16 protein-coding genes and 3 tRNA genes are annotated in these 14,620 nt (G+C 70.0%); 10 read left to right on the top strand and 9 right to left on the bottom strand.

Annotated features, from left to right (window positions below; translation table 11 throughout):
• The 3 genes from AOK03_RS24900 to AOK03_RS24890 all read right to left on the bottom strand — a co-directional run.
• A partial coding sequence (locus tag AOK03_RS24900; RefSeq protein WP_063792567.1) for an ABC transporter permease occupies nt 1–824 on the bottom strand: 824 nt, incomplete at its 3' end.
• Between the two features lie 5 nt (nt 825–829).
• A complete protein-coding gene (modA, locus tag AOK03_RS24895) occupies nt 830–1,627 on the bottom strand; it encodes a molybdate ABC transporter substrate-binding protein (protein ID WP_055567574.1) in 798 nt (265 codons plus the stop codon).
• Between the two features lie 93 nt (nt 1,628–1,720).
• Nucleotides 1,721–2,131 (bottom strand): TOBE domain-containing protein, encoded by a 411-nt coding sequence (locus tag AOK03_RS24890; RefSeq protein ID WP_055567573.1) that lies wholly within the window; start codon nt 2,129–2,131, stop codon nt 1,721–1,723.
• A gap of 56 nt (nt 2,132–2,187) precedes the next feature.
• On the opposite strand from AOK03_RS24890, the gene AOK03_RS42750 reads away from it, so the two are divergent.
• Complete coding sequence (locus AOK03_RS42750; RefSeq protein WP_157869068.1) at nt 2,188–2,586, top strand: hypothetical protein; 399 nt, start codon at nt 2,188–2,190, stop codon at nt 2,584–2,586.
• Between the two features lie 285 nt (nt 2,587–2,871).
• Here the strand turns inward: AOK03_RS42750 and AOK03_RS24885 are convergent, their stop codons facing one another.
• Nucleotides 2,872–4,005 carry a helix-turn-helix domain-containing protein gene (locus tag AOK03_RS24885; RefSeq protein WP_055567572.1) on the bottom strand — a complete coding sequence of 378 codons (1,134 nt, stop codon included), beginning with the start codon at nt 4,003–4,005 and terminating at the stop codon, nt 2,872–2,874.
• A gap of 159 nt (nt 4,006–4,164) precedes the next feature.
• Between AOK03_RS24885 and AOK03_RS24880 the strand changes: the two genes are divergently transcribed.
• The 3 genes from AOK03_RS24880 to AOK03_RS24870 all read left to right on the top strand — a co-directional run bounded on the left by AOK03_RS24880 (nt 4,165) and on the right by AOK03_RS24870 (nt 5,448).
• Complete coding sequence (locus tag AOK03_RS24880; protein WP_055567571.1) at nt 4,165–4,686, top strand: hypothetical protein; 522 nt, start codon at nt 4,165–4,167, stop codon at nt 4,684–4,686.
• Nucleotides 4,683–4,895 carry a hypothetical protein gene (locus AOK03_RS24875; RefSeq protein ID WP_055567570.1) on the top strand — a complete coding sequence of 71 codons (213 nt, stop codon included), beginning with the start codon at nt 4,683–4,685 and terminating at the stop codon, nt 4,893–4,895. Before AOK03_RS24880 ends, AOK03_RS24875 begins: the two co-directional genes overlap by 4 nt.
• 211 nt (nt 4,896–5,106) lie before the next feature.
• Nucleotides 5,107–5,448 (top strand): DUF397 domain-containing protein, encoded by a 342-nt coding sequence (locus tag AOK03_RS24870; protein WP_055567569.1) that lies wholly within the window; start codon nt 5,107–5,109, stop codon nt 5,446–5,448.
• Between the two features lie 403 nt (nt 5,449–5,851).
• Here AOK03_RS24870 and AOK03_RS44240 read toward each other — a convergent pair whose 3' ends face one another.
• Nucleotides 5,852–6,004: a hypothetical protein gene (locus AOK03_RS44240; protein ID WP_244177729.1), complete on the bottom strand. Its 153-nt coding sequence runs from the start codon at nt 6,002–6,004 to the stop codon at nt 5,852–5,854.
• Between the two features lie 6 nt (nt 6,005–6,010).
• On the opposite strand from AOK03_RS44240, the gene AOK03_RS44235 reads away from it, so the two are divergent.
• Together AOK03_RS44235 and AOK03_RS24855 are read left to right on the top strand one after the other, a co-directional pair.
• Nucleotides 6,011–6,166, top strand: a complete 156-nt coding sequence (locus AOK03_RS44235) for a hypothetical protein (RefSeq protein ID WP_244177728.1) — start codon at nt 6,011–6,013, stop codon at nt 6,164–6,166.
• A 435-nt stretch (nt 6,167–6,601) separates the two neighbouring features.
• A complete protein-coding gene (locus AOK03_RS24855; RefSeq protein WP_055567566.1) occupies nt 6,602–6,823 on the top strand; it encodes a hypothetical protein in 222 nt (73 codons plus the stop codon).
• A gap of 458 nt (nt 6,824–7,281) precedes the next feature.
• Here AOK03_RS24855 and AOK03_RS24850 read toward each other — a convergent pair.
• The 3 genes from AOK03_RS24850 to AOK03_RS24840 all read right to left on the bottom strand — a co-directional run bounded on the left by AOK03_RS24850 (nt 7,282) and on the right by AOK03_RS24840 (nt 7,696).
• Nucleotides 7,282–7,358 (bottom strand) — tRNA-Ile (locus AOK03_RS24850).
• A 187-nt stretch (nt 7,359–7,545) separates the two neighbouring features.
• Nucleotides 7,546–7,618, bottom strand: a tRNA-Asn gene (locus AOK03_RS24845).
• Nucleotides 7,619–7,623: 5 nt separating this feature from the next.
• Nucleotides 7,624–7,696: transfer RNA gene (locus AOK03_RS24840), tRNA-Asn, on the bottom strand.
• Between the two features lie 225 nt (nt 7,697–7,921).
• On the opposite strand from AOK03_RS24840, the gene AOK03_RS24835 reads away from it, so the two are divergent.
• The 4 genes from AOK03_RS24835 to AOK03_RS24820 all read left to right on the top strand — a co-directional run bounded on the left by AOK03_RS24835 (nt 7,922) and on the right by AOK03_RS24820 (nt 13,602).
• Nucleotides 7,922–8,224, top strand: a complete 303-nt coding sequence (locus AOK03_RS24835; protein ID WP_055567565.1) for a YtxH domain-containing protein — start codon at nt 7,922–7,924, stop codon at nt 8,222–8,224.
• Between the two features lie 103 nt (nt 8,225–8,327).
• The gene (locus tag AOK03_RS24830) at nt 8,328–9,758 is read left to right on the top strand and encodes a xylulokinase (RefSeq protein WP_055567564.1); all 1,431 of its coding nucleotides are present in this window, start codon (nt 8,328–8,330) and stop codon (nt 9,756–9,758) included.
• A 188-nt stretch (nt 9,759–9,946) separates the two neighbouring features.
• Nucleotides 9,947–11,680 carry an ABC transporter ATP-binding protein gene (locus tag AOK03_RS24825; protein ID WP_055567563.1) on the top strand — a complete coding sequence of 578 codons (1,734 nt, stop codon included), beginning with the start codon at nt 9,947–9,949 and terminating at the stop codon, nt 11,678–11,680.
• Entirely contained in the window at nt 11,680–13,602 is a 1,923-nt protein-coding gene (locus AOK03_RS24820) for an ABC transporter ATP-binding protein (RefSeq protein WP_425264406.1), read from the top strand. The genes AOK03_RS24825 and AOK03_RS24820 overlap by 1 nt, the downstream gene beginning before the upstream one ends.
• A 32-nt stretch (nt 13,603–13,634) precedes the next feature.
• On the opposite strand, the gene AOK03_RS24815 is transcribed toward AOK03_RS24820, so the two are convergent.
• Nucleotides 13,635–14,620, bottom strand: a 986-nt coding sequence (locus AOK03_RS24815) for an RNA polymerase sigma factor (protein ID WP_055567561.1), incomplete at its 5' end; no start/stop codon positions are given.

Genomic DNA, 14,620 nt, shown 5'->3' with positions numbered 1-14,620 from the left:
GCCCCTGTCCCGGCCCCGGCGGTCCACCGCCCCCGAAGCCCGACGAGTACGGCCATCGCGATGGCGAGGAGCAGCAGCGACAGGGAGGTCGCGGCCTCCGGGGAGTCCTGGAGGAGGAGATACACCTGGAGCGGCAGGGTCTGCGTGGTGCCCGGCAGGTTGCCCGCGAAGGTGATGGTGGCCCCGAACTCGCCGAGCGCCCGCGCCCAGGTCAGCGCCGCGCCCGCGGCGAGCCCGGGGGCGACCATCGGCAGGGTGACGGTGAGGAACACCCGTACCGGGGACGCCCCCAGCGAGGCTGCCGTCTCCTCGAATCCGGGCCGCAGCCCGCCCAGCGCGCCCTCCAGGCTGATGACGAGGAACGGCATCGCGACGAACGTGGCCGCGACCACCGCACCCGACGTGTGGAAGGGCAGCACGACCCCGAAGGTGTCCTCCAGCCAGGGCCCGAGCAGCCCGCGCCGCCCGAACCCGAGGAGGAGCGCGACGCCTCCGACGGTGGGCGGCAGCACCATCGGCAGCAGCACGAGGGACCGTACGAGCGCCTTCCCGCGGAACTCCACCCGGGCCAGCAGCCAGGCCAACGGCACCCCGAGCACGAGCGAGAGCCCGAGCGCCCAGAAGGACACGAGCAGCGAGAGCTTCAGGGCCTGGGTGACCCCGGGAGTCGTCAGATGACTCCCCAGGTCCCCCCACTCGGTCCGGGCGAGGATGCCGACGAGCGGCATCAGCAGGAACGCGACGGCGAGCAGGGCGGGGACGGCGAGCGTGAGCGGCGCGCGGGAACGCACGCGGGGCCGAGGGCGGGAACCGAGCCGAGCCATCGGGGCTACGGCTTCTGGAAGCCGGCGTCCCGCAGAATCTTCTGCGCCTCCGGCGTGCTGAGCCACTTCACGAACGCGGCGGCCGCGTCGCCGTTCTTGGAGCCCTTGAGGGTCGCGGCCGGGTACGAGGCGACGGCGTTCTGCGCGTCCGGGATCTCGACGGCGTCGACCTTGTCGGGGGCGGTGGCGGCATCGGTCTTGTAGACGATCCCGGCGTCGGCCTCACCGAGCTCGACCTTGCTGAGCACGGACCGCACGTTGGCCTCCTTGGAGACCGGCTTCACCTTGACGCCCTGCTTGTCGAGGACCTGCTTGCTGTACCGCCCGACGGGCACGGTGTCATCGGCGAGGACGACCTTCAACTTGCTGTCGGCAAGATCCTTCAACCCCTTGACCTTCTCCGGATTACCCTCGCGGGTGGCGATGACGAGCCGGTTCTTGGCGATGACGGTGGGCTGCCCGGTCTCCCCCTTCAGCCCGTCCATGGTCTTGGTGTCGGCGGTGACGAGCACATCGGCGGGCGCCCCCTGCTTGACCTGCGCGGCAAGCTCCTGCGACCCGGCGGGCGAGACGGTGATCTTCGTGCCCGGGTGGTCCTTCTCGTAGACCTTCTCGGCGGTGGCGAAGACGTCGGTGAGGGAGGAGGCAGCAAGAACGGTAAGACTCACGTCTTCACTACCACCCTCCTTCTTCCCATCGCTGTCATCGTCACTGCCGCAGGCGGCGAGCGGAAGGAGCAGGGCGGCGGTGGCGACGGCGGCGGCGGTACGGCGGACGGGGCGGGCGGCGAACTTCGGGGGCATGGCACGGCTCCTGGCGGATGGCGGAGTGGCGGAGAGGGGAGGGCAAGGAACAACAAAAAGCCGAAGGCGAGACGAGGAACCCGGGCCCCGTCCTCAAGCCCGATCGATATGAACGCTGGTGGACTTGACCCGCGCGGTGGCCTCGACCCCGACCTCAAGGCCGAGCTCCTCCACGGCCTCCCGGGTCAGCAGCGAGACCAGCCGGTGCGGCCCGGCCTGGATCTCCACCTGCGCGGCGACGTCACCGAGCTTCACGGCGGTGACGATGCCGGGAAAGGCGTTGCGAGCGGAGGTATAAGGAACGTCCTCCTCCCCTACACCGGCACCCGCACCACCGCCCTGCCCGACCTCGATGGAGAAGGCGGCAAGATCCCGCCCATCGATGAGCCGCCGCCCGGCCTCGTCCCGATGCGTGGCAACACGACCGGCATCGGCCCAACGACGAGCGGTATCGGGACTGACCCCGAGCAGACGGGCGGCCTGCCCGATTGTGTAGGACTGCATACGCGCCACGATAAGCGTGATCGCCTCGCATTTGTAAAAGTTGATACGGATATCCCATGGCAGATGCGCCTACGCACCCCACGCCCTGGAGGAACCTCCAACAGCCCACCCACCCCGGACCGCGCCTGTGGGGACGGCACCCCCTCCCCACGCTTCTGGCCTTCGCCTCGCTCCTGGACCTGATCGACGAATCGGCGCCCCACAAGGCCCTGGACCACCTCCAGAAGCGGGCGCCGGTGCCGGTGCGAGACCTGCTCGGCGACTCGATGCGACGCCCACGGGGCTGCGGCGACACGACCGGAGTGATGGCGCTCGGGAGCCCGGCGCTCACGATCCGACCGACGCCCAGATACGCAGCCGCACTCCTCGGCACGTCCACCGCCACCCAAGGCCCGCCAACGCCCACTGCCCGCCTGCAGTGGCTCCGACATCCTGGCGGGCGTGACCGTTCCTGATCGGCTGCGGCTATCAAACACGGCCATCCCACTGGACCTGGGCTTCGACGTGCCCCGAAGGAGCGACCCGGACGCCACCCAGGGGACGGACAGGATGACTGAGGCGAACCTCAACCCGGAAGGCGGCAGCCTCCTGTGGTCCTCGCGTATGCGGGGTTGGTCCCCGCCCACAGAGTGGGGTGGGGCACCCGGCGGTCCCACACCTGCTGTTCCCCTTCCCCTCCCCCCCGAATAGCTCGTCCGCGAGGCACCCGCCGTCGGCCGCGCCTGATATCGGTCTCACAGTCAGCCGCCCGTCACATCGCGCGCCGTATCGACCAACCACCGGGGACCGTCACGGTCGATGGACCGCAGCACCTTGCGAAGGCGCCCACGGTGGCGGGACGAGGTCACGTTGCGCAGGAGCGGTCCCAGCCGGGTGAGCGACTCTTCGGCTTCCCTCCAGGCCCCGAGGCGTACAAGGGCATCCAACTCTGCGGTGGAGTAGTACAGCGCCCCGCGCCCCACGGGATCGACTGCTTGGACCAGATCGCGGGTCCGCGTGAAATGCGACACCGCACGGGCAGGCTCCGCCAGCAGAAGCGCCACCTCCGCTTCGTGACCGGTCACCTCCAAATCGTTGATCCACCACGACCACTGAGGGTCGCGGGGATGCAGGGAGTCCTCCAGACTGCTGCGCGCCCTGCCGATGGACTGCCGGGCCCGAGCGCGGTCATCGACGGCGGCGAGCGCACGGCTCCGCCTGACCTCCGTGAGCAGTGCCACACGCGGCGGGATACTGCGGCCGGTGATCTCCGTACAGAGAGCGAGTGCTTCGCCCGGACGGCCACTCTCCGTGGCCTCCATGGCCAACAGACCCATGGCGAACCACTGGAGGGTCCGGTCCCCGGCGACACGCGCGAGGTGCAGAGACTCCAGCCAGGCCGCGCGGGCCTCCCCAGGACGAGCCGCGTCGAACAACAACCAACCGGCGATCTCGGCGAGTTCCGCGACGACAGCCAGTTGCGCCTTGTCTTCGCCAGAGATCCTCGATCGCTCCGAGTGCCACACCTGGATGGCCGCGTCTGCGACGTGGTCGCCGCCATGCGCGTTGTCATGTGTGAGCAGCCAGCCCGCTCGCTCCTGCACCACAGCGTGCGGGTGATCGTCCTGCAGTTCCTCCACCTCGCCCCGCGCAACCGCGGCCGCCCGCTCCAGGTCCGCGGGCACCACAGAAAGCACCGTGGCCAGAGCCACGAGCCAGGCATCCGGCAACCGTTCACCCCTCTCCCACCGCGAGACTTCGTTACGCGTGAGAGTCGCCGTGCCACTGACCGAGCACAGACGCGCGGCGAGCTGAGACTGCGAGAGCCGCGCACGCTTGCGCAGGGCAGCAACATGCGCGCCAAACGTTTGCCGTGCAGTCTTCGCGTCGTCCATGCAAGGGGCCTCCTCTCTTCCACGCTACTCGGCAACTGGCCCCTGGCAGGCCCCTAATGGGCTCCTCCACCCGCACTGACGAGGCACTTCGATGGGAGGACAGCACTCCGGCGACCGCACAGCGGCTTCGGGGCATGACCGACTGGAACAGGAGTCCACATGGCCGAGATGACGGGCGCCGCCCTCGGCACGGGACGTAGCAGTTACCCGAGGCTGATGAGCGCGGCGTTCGACTGGCTGGCGCGCGCACAGGACGAGCCGCGCCAGGCCCACCGGGAGTGGGCGGAACAAGGAACTGCCCTGCTGCCCCTCGGTACGAGGTTCAACACGGTATGCCTGCCCGCTCCGCTCATGTACACAGCTGTCGGAACCGATGACCTGGACATCGTGACCGCGACACTGGCCGAACTGCTCAACGGTCCAGTCATCCACAACCGACCACAGCACCAGTACTACGCGCTCATCGAGCCCTCACCCACGACACGGTGGACGCAGCAGTACAGCGAGGCCCCGATGCTGAGCACCGGCCACTACCTGTCCGTCCCGGCCTCCGACCTCACCGGCCCGACCGGCCTGTACTGGGCGGTGCGCCCCCGCATCGTCGGAGACCTGTGCCCCGTCCAGTCCGTCGCCGCCCTGGTACGCATCGCCCGCACCGAGTCCGACCGGAGGTGGCGATGACCCTCCTGGAGACGACCGCCGAGGAACGGCAAGCACAGCAGGCGTACGAGGGCCTCCTCGCCCACTTCGACGAGTGCACCCCCTGCCAGGTCGAGAACTACTGCGAGGCGGGCGAGCGACTGCGCCGCGCACACCGGGCCACCCGCTCCGCCCTCTCCGGGACCGCGGCTGCCACCGGCGCGCCCCCGTCGCCGCGGGAGGGATCGTGACTGGCCCGCTCGACATCCCGCTGAAGCGCATCAGGTGCCGACACACGATCGGCCACAGCGTGCGGGCGGCGCGCGCCGAGGCCCGATCCCTCTCAGTGCGCCCGGCACGCCGTCCACGGACTGACCGCCCACCCCCTTGCACTCCCACCGCGCACGCGGCGGGCACCCACGCCCTGGCCGGGCCAGGGACCAACCCAACTGGAGGCACCTCATGGGCACGCTCACCAACGGCCGGACCACGATCCGCTACGACAACTGGACCGCACCGCGCCTGGACTGGCGCAAGGCGGGCCGCACCGACCTCGACCCGATCCTGAAGGACTGCGTGATCCTCGCCGCGGCCCCGCCCGCCCAGGGCCACCCGCACCACGGCATCCCCGACGGCACCCGCATGATCGCCATCAGCGACGACAAGGACCCCGCCGCCCCGGTACTACTCATGAGCCGGGTGGAGATCAGCAAGTTCCTCGACGGGGTGATCGCAGGTGAATTCGACGAGTTCCGGGCAAGCGCGGACGAGCTCGAAGCCGCCGCGGGAGACGCCACCGCCTGACCCGGGCGACGAGACCCGCAACACCTGGCAGGCGCCGCACGACAACTCCCGCTCCCTGACGAGCGGCCCAATCTGCTCGGCGCACCAGGGACCACCACTACGAACGATCCGCAGCTCGGCGGGCACCAGCATCTGCCCGCTCTGCACACCCCTCGGCCCGACCCCCGCACACACCGCCGCGATCGTGCGCAGACAGAACGCGATCCTGGACAACCCGTACTGGCGTGAAAGCGGACCGGTGAACTAAGCCGCCTCGGACCTCGCCGCCAAAGGGAGGCTCGGCCCCGCAGCCGGGCCTCCCCCGCTGGACGAGATCCCTAAGCGGGATAACAGGGGCGTCGGCAATGCGGCCCGCGTCGTCTGGGACGGAGCCCGCGCGGCCCTGCTCGATGCGGTTGTTGCCCTAGATCTCGGCGAGTTCGGCGACGACGAGCCGACTCTCGGCGAGGTCGTCCGCAGGTTCGAGGACCGCTTCGCCGACGTCCGCGACGACATCCAGCAGCTCGGCCACCGCATCGACACCAAGGTCTCCCAAGAGGTCTACGACCTCCGTCACGAGGCGTTGGCTGCGCGCGTCACCACGCTGGAGACGCTGCGGGAGAAGGGCGCGGAACGCATCGTCGCCACTAGGAGATGGCTGATCGGCGCCGTTGTCGTGCCCCTGGTCGGCATTCTCCTGCCGGTGATCATCCTGCTCACCCCGGGAGCGAGGTCATGACGCGCGGGCAGATCCCGGCCGAGGAGCGACGTTGGCGCTGTGGTGACGTCTTGGCGGTCTCGGCGCGATCGTGCTGGGGGTGGTGGTGGCGTGGATCGTGCTGACCTTGCAGGCGGTCACGGACGATCTGCGCACGGCGAATTCGGCGCGCGACCAGCTGGCGCGTCAAGTCGAGCGCATGGGAGGGACCCCCCCCATCGCGGGGCCGCCCGGGAGCCGTGGCGAGCCCGGCGAATCCCGCCCCGGCCCCCGCGGGCCGCAGGGTCCGCCCGGCGACACGGGAGAGCCGGGGCCGACGGGCGCCTCGGGCAAGCCGGGCGAGGACGCCCGGACGGGGAAGGCGGGGGCGGCCGGCGCCGACGGTGACCTCTGCCCCGTCCAGTCCGTTGGGGCGCTCGTCCGCATCGCCCGCGACCTTCCCCGGCCGGGAACCCGATGAGCGCCGTCGACAGCGGGCCACCGCTCATCGAGCTGTTCAACCTGGAGGCGGCCGCGCATCTGCTGGCCGTACGCCTCCGAGGCCACACGCCCACCTGCCCCGCCTGCCGTACAGAGGAGTGCGACGAGGGCGCGCGCATGCGCCGGGCACTGAGGGCCGTGCAGTCAGTACTGAAGGGCTCCGAGCCCTCCATGCCCGGCGAGGAGGCGTCGCGGTGACGGATACCCCGGCGGACCCGACCGAGCCCCTGATGGTGCCGTACATGCCGTGCCTGTGGCACCTGCTGACGGGCTCGCCCGAGGACCCGCACGACTAGCAAGCTCACCTCTCGCGTCAGCATCCGCATGGGCAACCTCCTCGTCGGCGAGGAACAGGAATGCCCGTGCATCTGCCCACGCCAGGCCAGAAGGAGAGTGAGGCACTCCAGAAGGCGCGCGCCCAAGCGCGAAGAACCCAGTAGCTCCGCCCGCCTTGCACCCCCGCAGCTCTGGGGCGGGCGGAAGATCAGGCCCCGGCCGGGCATGTCCCCCGGCCGGGGCCGCTACATGTCTTGATTGTCGACACTTTGGCCGAGCATCGGCCGAGCTGCCGATCACCGTCAGCGCCACCCGAACGGGCGGGACCCGAAGGTTTGCGCAGTTGACGCAGGTGGAAACGTTCCTGCGGCCTAGCGCTGTGGTGGGGCGGGTGGGACTCGAACCCACGGCCGACGGATTATGAGTCCGCTGCTCTAACCGGCTGAGCTACCGCCCCTAACGGCGCGTCGCGCACATTTGTGCGCGCCGTCTGCCGCAGCATAGCCGCTCATACGATCTCCTGCTTCGGATGGTCGGCATCGCTCGACCATGAGGACCGCAGCGCCGCCCGCGTGGTTCCATCAGGGGCGGAACAAGCACGAAAAAGGACCCCCGAGAGGCATCTCGAGGGTCCTTCGTCACAGCTCTCCCGACTGGACTCGAACCAGTAACCTGCCGGTTAACAGCCGGCTGCTCTGCCAATTGAGCTACAGGAGACCGAGCTCCCCCGACTGGACTCGAACCAGTAACCTGCCGGTTAACAGCCGGCTGCTCTGCCAATTGAGCTACAGGGGATCGTCTCGTTGCATCGAACGCACCTACCTGGGAACTCTCCGGGCGGCGCGCGCTCGCTGCGACACATACATTAGCGCAAGCAGGGGGGTGCTCCGCCAATCGGTATCCCTCGGTGGATCAGCGGGCGAGCGACAGACGACCGACGGGCGACCGGCAGACGACTGTCGGACGCCTGACAGACGAGTGACAGACGTGCGACGCCGACGCAAGGGAAGGGTGGCAGCCATGCGGTACCGGCTCACATTCGTGGCGGGACTGGCCCTCGGGTACGTGCTCGGGACCCGGGCCGGACGCGAGCGCTACGAGCAGTTGAAGAAGTCCGCCCGTGAGATCTCGCAGAACCCGGCCGTGCGCAACACCGTCGAGTCCGCGACGCAACAGGGACGCGAGGTGGCGGGCAAGGCCTTCCACTCCGTATCCGAGAAGGTCGGGGACAAGATGCCCGACTCGGTCGCCGACCGGGTCCGGTCCCTGCGCGAGCGGGGCCAGGGGGGCGCCGAGGACGACTGGGGCACCAGCAACACCTAGCCGCCGGATCACGCACAGCGGACATGGGCGGGCACGTGGGCAGTGAACGCGGACAGCGAACAGGGGTACGGGACACCGCCCGCGGTGCGGCAGAATTCCTGGCATGGGGATAGTCGCAGGGTTGGACAGTTCGCCCGATTTCACGCGCATCGTGGTCTGTGACACGGACACGGGCGCCGTGCTCAAGCAGGGGTACGCCCCTCATCCGCTGGAGAACGCCGAGGGTGGCGGACGACCCTCCGACGTCGATCCACAGGCCTGGCTGCTCTCCCTCGGCGAAGCCGCCGGGGGCGGGCTGCTCGAAGGCGTGCAGGCCATCGGCGTATCCGCCCAGCAGAACGCGCTCGTACCGCTCGACCAGCACGGCAACACCGTACGGCCCGCGCTCGTCGGCAACGACCGGCGGGCGCAGGTGGCCGCCGTCGACCTCATCGACGGGCTCGGCGGGCGCGAGGCCTGGGCGCAGGCCGTCGGCTGCGTGCCGCAGTCCGCACTGCCGGTGACGAAGCTCCGCTGGCTGGCGAAGACCGAGCCCGAGTCCGCCCGGCGCGTGGCCGCCCTCCTGCAGGCCCCCGACTGGCTCGTGTGGCAGCTCCTCGGCCGGCCCGCCCGGCGCACGACCGACCGCGGCGGCGCCTCGGGCACCGGGTACTGGTCGGCGGCGACCGGGACGTACCGCCCGGAGATCGTCGAGATGGCCCTGGGGCACCAGGCGATGCTGCCCGAGGTGATCGGGCCCGCCGAGGCCGCGGGGACGACACCCGAGGGGCTGCTGATCTCGGCCGGTACGGGCGAGACGATGGCCGCCGCCTTCGGGCTCGGGGTCCAGCAGGGCGACGCCGTGGTGTCCCTCGGAGCGTCGGGCTCCGTGATGGCCGTGCACCACGAGGCGCTGGCCGACGCGGGCGGGAGCATCACCTCCCTCGCGGACGCCACCGGGATGCACCTGCCGGTGGTCCACACGTCGAACGCCGTGCGGGTGCTGCGCGGCTCCGCCGAGATGCTGGGGGTCACCGACCTGGAGGAGCTCTCCGCGCTCGCCATGAAGTCCACGCCGGGCGCGCACGGCCTGGTGTTCCTGCCGTATCTGGAGGGCGAGAAGACGCCGAACCTGCCGCATGCCGCGGGCACGCTGACCGGGCTGCGGCGGGAGTCGATGAAGCCCGAGCACCTGGCGCGCGCCGCCTTCGAGGGGATGCTGTGCGGGCTCGGGGACGCGCTCGACGTACTGCGGGGGCGGGGGGTGGACGTCCGGCGCGTGTTCCTGCTGGGCGCCGCCGCCGAGCTGCCCGCCGTGCAGGCCGCGGCTCCGATGCTGTTCGGTACGCAGGTCGTGGTGCCGCAGCCCGCGGACTACGCGGCGATCGGTGCGGCACGGCAGGCCGCGTGGGCGCTGACCGGTCAGCTGCCGCACTGGCAGGGGGCCGCCGCGCAGGTCTTCGAGCCGGGCGACGAGCTCGCGGTGGGGCAGGCCGTGCGCCAGCAGTACGCGACGGTGCGGGAGCAGTCCCATCCCGGGGCCTTCACGTCCTGAGCCACCCCTTTCATGATTCTTGAGTGAGCCCAGTTCTTGACCCGGGCTGAAATTTGACCGGGTCATGGGTTAATCGGTTGCGCGGCCATGGGTCGGGTGTCGGAGGATGGGTGCGGCCTTGCCCGGCCGCCCCACCCGCCGACATCCGCTACCCGCGACCCGAGACCCGACTCCTCGAGAGACCGAGCGTGCTCATACGACTCCTGCGGACGTATCTGCGTCCGTACCAGAAGCCCATCGCCCTGCTGGTGCTGCTGCAGTTCCTGCAGACCTGCGCGGCGCTCTACCTGCCCAGCCTGAACGCCGACATCATTGACAACGGTGTCGTCGACGGCGACACGGGCTACATCCTCAGCTTCGGCGGCATCATGATCGCCGTCACCGTCGTGCAGATGGTCTGCAACATCGGCGCCGTCTTCTACGGCGCGCGGACCGCCGCCGCCCTCGGCCGTGACGTGCGGGCCGCCGTCTTCGACCGGGTGCAGTCGTTCTCGGCGCGCGAAGTGGGCCAGTTCGGCGCCCCGTCACTGATCACGCGGACGACGAACGACGTCCAGCAGGTGCAGATGCTGGTCCTGATGTCGTTCACGCTGATGGTGTCCGCGCCCATCATGTGCATCGGCGGCATCGTGATGGCGCTCGGCCAGGACGTGCCGCTCTCCGCGGTCCTGGTCGCCGTCGTGCCGGTCCTCGGCGTCAGCGTCAGCCTCATCGTGCGGCGGCTGCGGCCCCTGTTCCGCACCATGCAGGTGCGGCTCGACACCGTGAACCGCGTGCTGCGCGAGCAGATCACCGGCAACCGCGTCATCCGCGCCTTCGTCCGGGACGACTACGAGAAGGAGCGCTTCCGGAAGGCCAACGCCGACCTGACCGAGGTCTCGCTCGGCACCGGCAAGCTGCTCGCGCTGATGTTCCCGATCGTCATGACCGTCGTGAACGTCTCCTCGATCGCGGTGGTGTGGTTCGGCGCGCACCGCATCGACAGCGGCGGCATGCAGATCGGTGCGCTCACCGCGTTCCTCGCCTATCTGATGCAGATCGTGATGTCCGTGATGATGGCCACCTTCATGTTCATGATGGTGCCGCGCGCGGAGGTCTGCGCCGAGCGCATCGAGGAGGTCCTGGACACCGACAGCAGCGTGGTGCCCCCGGCCGCCCCGGTGCACGACCTGCGCAGCCACGGCCACCTGGAGATCCGGGACGTCGGCTTCCGCTACCCCGGTGCCGAGGAGCCCGTCCTCAAGTCCGTCCACCTGGTCGCCAGGCCCGGCGAGACGACCGCCGTGATCGGGTCGACCGGCAGCGGCAAGTCGACGCTGCTGAGCCTCGTACCGCGGCTGATCGACGCGACGGAGGGAGAGGTCCTCGTCGGCGGGGTGGACGTGGGCACCGTCGATCCCGCGCTGCTCGCGAAGACGGTCAGCCTCGTGCCGCAGAAGCCGTACCTGTTCGCCGGGACCGTCGCGTCCAACCTGCGCTACGGAAACCCGGACGCCACCGACGAGGAGCTCTGGCACGCGCTGGAGGTCGCCCAGGCCAAGGAGTTCGTCACGGGCCTCGACGAGGGGCTCGACGCGCCCATCGCGCAGGGCGGCACGAACGTCTCCGGCGGTCAGCGCCAGCGCCTGTCCATCGCCCGCACGCTCGTGCAGCGCCCGGAGATCTACCTCTTCGACGACTCGTTCTCCGCGCTCGACTACGCCACGGACGCCGCGCTGCGCTCCGCGCTCGGCCGGGAGACCGCCGAGGCGACCGTCGTGATCGTCGCCCAGCGCGTGTCGACCATCCGGGACGCCGACCGCATCGTGGTCCTCGACGAGGGCCGCGTCGTGGGCACGGGCCGCCATCACGAGCTGATGGAGAGCAATGAGACCTACCGGGAGATCGTGCTCTCCCAGCTGACGGAAGCGGAGGCCGCGTAATGCCCCCTGGCATCGGTGGACCGATGATGGGCCCCGACTCCCGGTCCATGGACTTCAAGGGCTCGGGCAAACGGCTGCTCACGCAGTTCAGACCCGAGCGCGGCACGATGTACGCGATGCTCGTGGCCGGAGTCCTGAGCGTCGCCCTCTCCGTGCTCGGCCCCAAGATCCTCGGCCGAGCGACCGACCTGCTCTTCGCGGGCATCGTCGGCCGTGACATGCCCGAGGGGACGACGAAGGAGCAGGCCCTGGACGGCCTGCGCGCCAAGGGCGACGGGGGCATGGCCGACATGCTCTCCGGTGTCGACTTCACGCCCGGCAAGGGCATCGACTTCGACGCGGTGGGCGAGGTCCTGCTGCTCGCGCTCGGCACGTTCCTGGTGGCGGGCCTGCTGATGGCGGTGGCGACGCGTCTGTCGAACCGCGCCATCAACAAGACCGTCTTCCGGATGCGTGGCGACGTACAGGCGAAGCTGTCACGGCTCCCGCTGTCGTACTTCGACAAGCGGCAGCGCGGTGAGGTGCTGAGCCGCGCCACGAACGACCTCGACAACATCAACCAGACGCTGCAGCAGACGATGGGCCAGCTCATCAACTCGCTGCTGACCATCATCGGCGTCCTGGTGATGATGTTCTGGGTGTCGCCGCTGCTCGCGCTGGTGGCGCTGGTGACGGTGCCGCTGTCCTTCTTCGTGGCGACGAAGGTCGGCAAGCGGTCGCAGCCGCAGTTCGTGCAGCAGTGGAAGACCACCGGCACGCTCAACGCCCACGTGGAGGAGATGTACACCGGGCACACCCTGGTGAAGGTGTTCGGGCGGCAGGAGGAGTCGGCGAAGGCGTTCGCCGAGCAGAACGAGCAGCTGTACGAGGCCTCCTTCAAGGCGCAGTTCAACAGCGGTGTCATGCAGCCGCTGATGTTCTTCATCTCGAACCTGAACTACGTCCTGGTGGCCGTGGTGGGCGGTCTGCGGGTCGCCTCGGGAACGCTGTCGATCGGTGACGTGCAGGCCTTCATCCAGTACTCGCGGCAGTTCTCGATGCCCCTGACGCAGGTCGCCTCGATGGCGAACCTGGTGCAGTCGGGCGTCGCGTCCGCCGAGCGGATCTTCGAGATCCTCGACGCGGCGGAGCAGGAGGCCGACCCGGTGCCCGGCGAGCGGCCCGAGAAGTCGCGCGGGCGCGTCGAGATGGAGCACGTCTCCTTCCGCTACGACGAGGACAAGCCGCTCATCGAGGACCTGTCGCTGGTCGTCGAGCCGGGGCACACGGTCGCCATCGTGGGACCCACGGGCGCCGGCAAGACGACGCTGGTGAACCTGCTGATGCGGTTCTACGAGGTGACGGGCGGGCGGATCGCCCTGGACGGGGTCGACATCGCGGCGATGTCGCGCGACGAACTGCGGTCCGGGATCGGCATGGTCCTTCAGGACACCTGGCTGTTCGGCGGCACCATCGCGGAGAACATCGCGTACGGCGCACCGAAGGACGTCACGCGCGAGGAGATCGAGGAGGCGGCGCGCGCCGCCCACGCCGACCGCTTCGTGCGCACGCTCCCCGACGGCTACGACACGGTGATCGACGACGACGGCACGGGGGTGAGCGCGGGCGAGAAGCAGCTCATCACCATCGCGCGGGCGTTCCTCTCCGACCCGGTGATCCTGGTGCTCGACGAGGCGACGAGCTCCGTCGACACCCGCACCGAGGTGCTCATCCAGAAGGCGATGGCACGCCTCGCGCACGGGCGTACGTCGTTCGTCATCGCGCACCGGCTCTCCACGATCCGGGACGCGGACACCATCCTGGTGATGGAGAGCGGCTCGATCGTGGAGCAGGGCACGCACGACGCGCTGCTGGCCGCGGACGGTGCGTACGCGCGGTTGTACGCGGCTCAGTTCGCGCAGGCCGTGGCCGAGGTGGACTAGGGCCTGTCCGCCCCGCCCGCTCGGGGGCTGCCTCAGTCCAGGTAGCCCCTGAGCTGGTCCGCGAAGGCGTGGTCCCGCAGCTTGTTGAGGGTCTTGGACTCGATCTGGCGGATGCGTTCGCGCGTCACGCCGAAGATCCGGCCTATCTCCTCCAGGGTGCGGGGCCTGCCGTCCGCCAGGCCGTAGCGCAGCTGGACGACTTTGCGTTCGCGCTCGCCGAGCGTCGAGAGGACGGCTTCCAGGTGCTCCCGGAGCAGCAGGAACGCCGCCGACTCCACGGGACTCGTGGCGTCGCCGTCCTCGATGAGGTCGCCGAGCGCGACGTCGTCCTCCTCGCCGACGGGGGCGTGCAGCGAGACGGGCTCCTGGGCCAGGCGCAGGACTTCGCTGACGCGCTCGTGCGGAAGGTCCAGGTGGGCGGCGACCTCTTCGGGCGTCGGTTCGTACCCGCGCTCCTGGAGCATGCGGCGCTGGACGCGCACGACGCGGTTGATGAGCTCCACGACGTGCACGGGCACGCGGATCGTGCGGGCCTGGTCCGCGAGGGCGCGGGACATGGCCTGGCGGATCCACCAGGTCGCGTACGTCGAGAACTTGTAGCCGCGGGCGTAGTCGAACTTCTCGACCGCCCTGATCAGGCCGAGGTTGCCCTCCTGGACGAGGTCGAGCATGGTGAGCCCGCGGCCCACGTAACGCTTGGCGACGGAGACGACCAGGCGGAGGTTCGCCTCGATGAGGCGGCGCTTGGCCATCCGGCCCATGACGACCAGCTTGTCGAGGTCCAGGGCGAGTTGGGAGTCCAGGTCGGGGGTGTTGCTCAGCTTCTCCTCGGCGAAGAGGCCGGCCTCCACGGCACGGGCGAGCTCCACCTCCTCGGCTGCGGTGAGCAGCGGGATGCGCCCTATTTCGCGCAGGTACTGGCGGAACAGGTCGGAGGAGGGGCCGCCGGTGTCGGCGCGGCTGCGAGGCGCGGGGAGGTCGAGGATCTCGGGCGCGAGGGCCTCGGGGGCGTCGGGGG

The organism is Streptomyces atriruber (genome assembly GCF_001418325.1).
Taxonomy (GTDB): domain Bacteria; phylum Actinomycetota; class Actinomycetes; order Streptomycetales; family Streptomycetaceae; genus Streptomyces; species Streptomyces atriruber.
This window is presented reverse-complemented; position numbering and strand designations above follow the sequence as displayed.

Bases quoted from the DNA above. Each gene is read 5' to 3' on its own strand.
- AOK03_RS24855 (WP_055567566.1), top strand. From the start codon at position 6,602: ATGAGCGCCGTCGACAGCGGGCCACCGCTCATCGAGCTGTTCAACCTG.
- AOK03_RS24890 (WP_055567573.1), bottom strand. From the start codon at position 2,131: ATGCAGTCCTACACAATCGGGCAGGCCGCCCGTCTGCTCGGGGTCAGT.
- AOK03_RS24835 (WP_055567565.1), top strand. From the start codon at position 7,922: ATGCGGTACCGGCTCACATTCGTGGCGGGACTGGCCCTCGGGTACGTG.
- AOK03_RS24820 (WP_425264406.1), top strand. From the start codon at position 11,680: ATGCCCCCTGGCATCGGTGGACCGATGATGGGCCCCGACTCCCGGTCC.
- AOK03_RS24880 (WP_055567571.1), top strand. From the start codon at position 4,165: ATGGCCGAGATGACGGGCGCCGCCCTCGGCACGGGACGTAGCAGTTAC.
- AOK03_RS24830 (WP_055567564.1), top strand. From the start codon at position 8,328: ATGGGGATAGTCGCAGGGTTGGACAGTTCGCCCGATTTCACGCGCATC.
- modA (WP_055567574.1), bottom strand. From the start codon at position 1,627: ATGCCCCCGAAGTTCGCCGCCCGCCCCGTCCGCCGTACCGCCGCCGCC.
- AOK03_RS24875 (WP_055567570.1), top strand. From the start codon at position 4,683: ATGACCCTCCTGGAGACGACCGCCGAGGAACGGCAAGCACAGCAGGCG.
- AOK03_RS42750 (WP_157869068.1), top strand. From the start codon at position 2,188: ATGGCAGATGCGCCTACGCACCCCACGCCCTGGAGGAACCTCCAACAG.
- AOK03_RS24885 (WP_055567572.1), bottom strand. From the start codon at position 4,005: ATGGACGACGCGAAGACTGCACGGCAAACGTTTGGCGCGCATGTTGCT.
- AOK03_RS24870 (WP_055567569.1), top strand. From the start codon at position 5,107: ATGGGCACGCTCACCAACGGCCGGACCACGATCCGCTACGACAACTGG.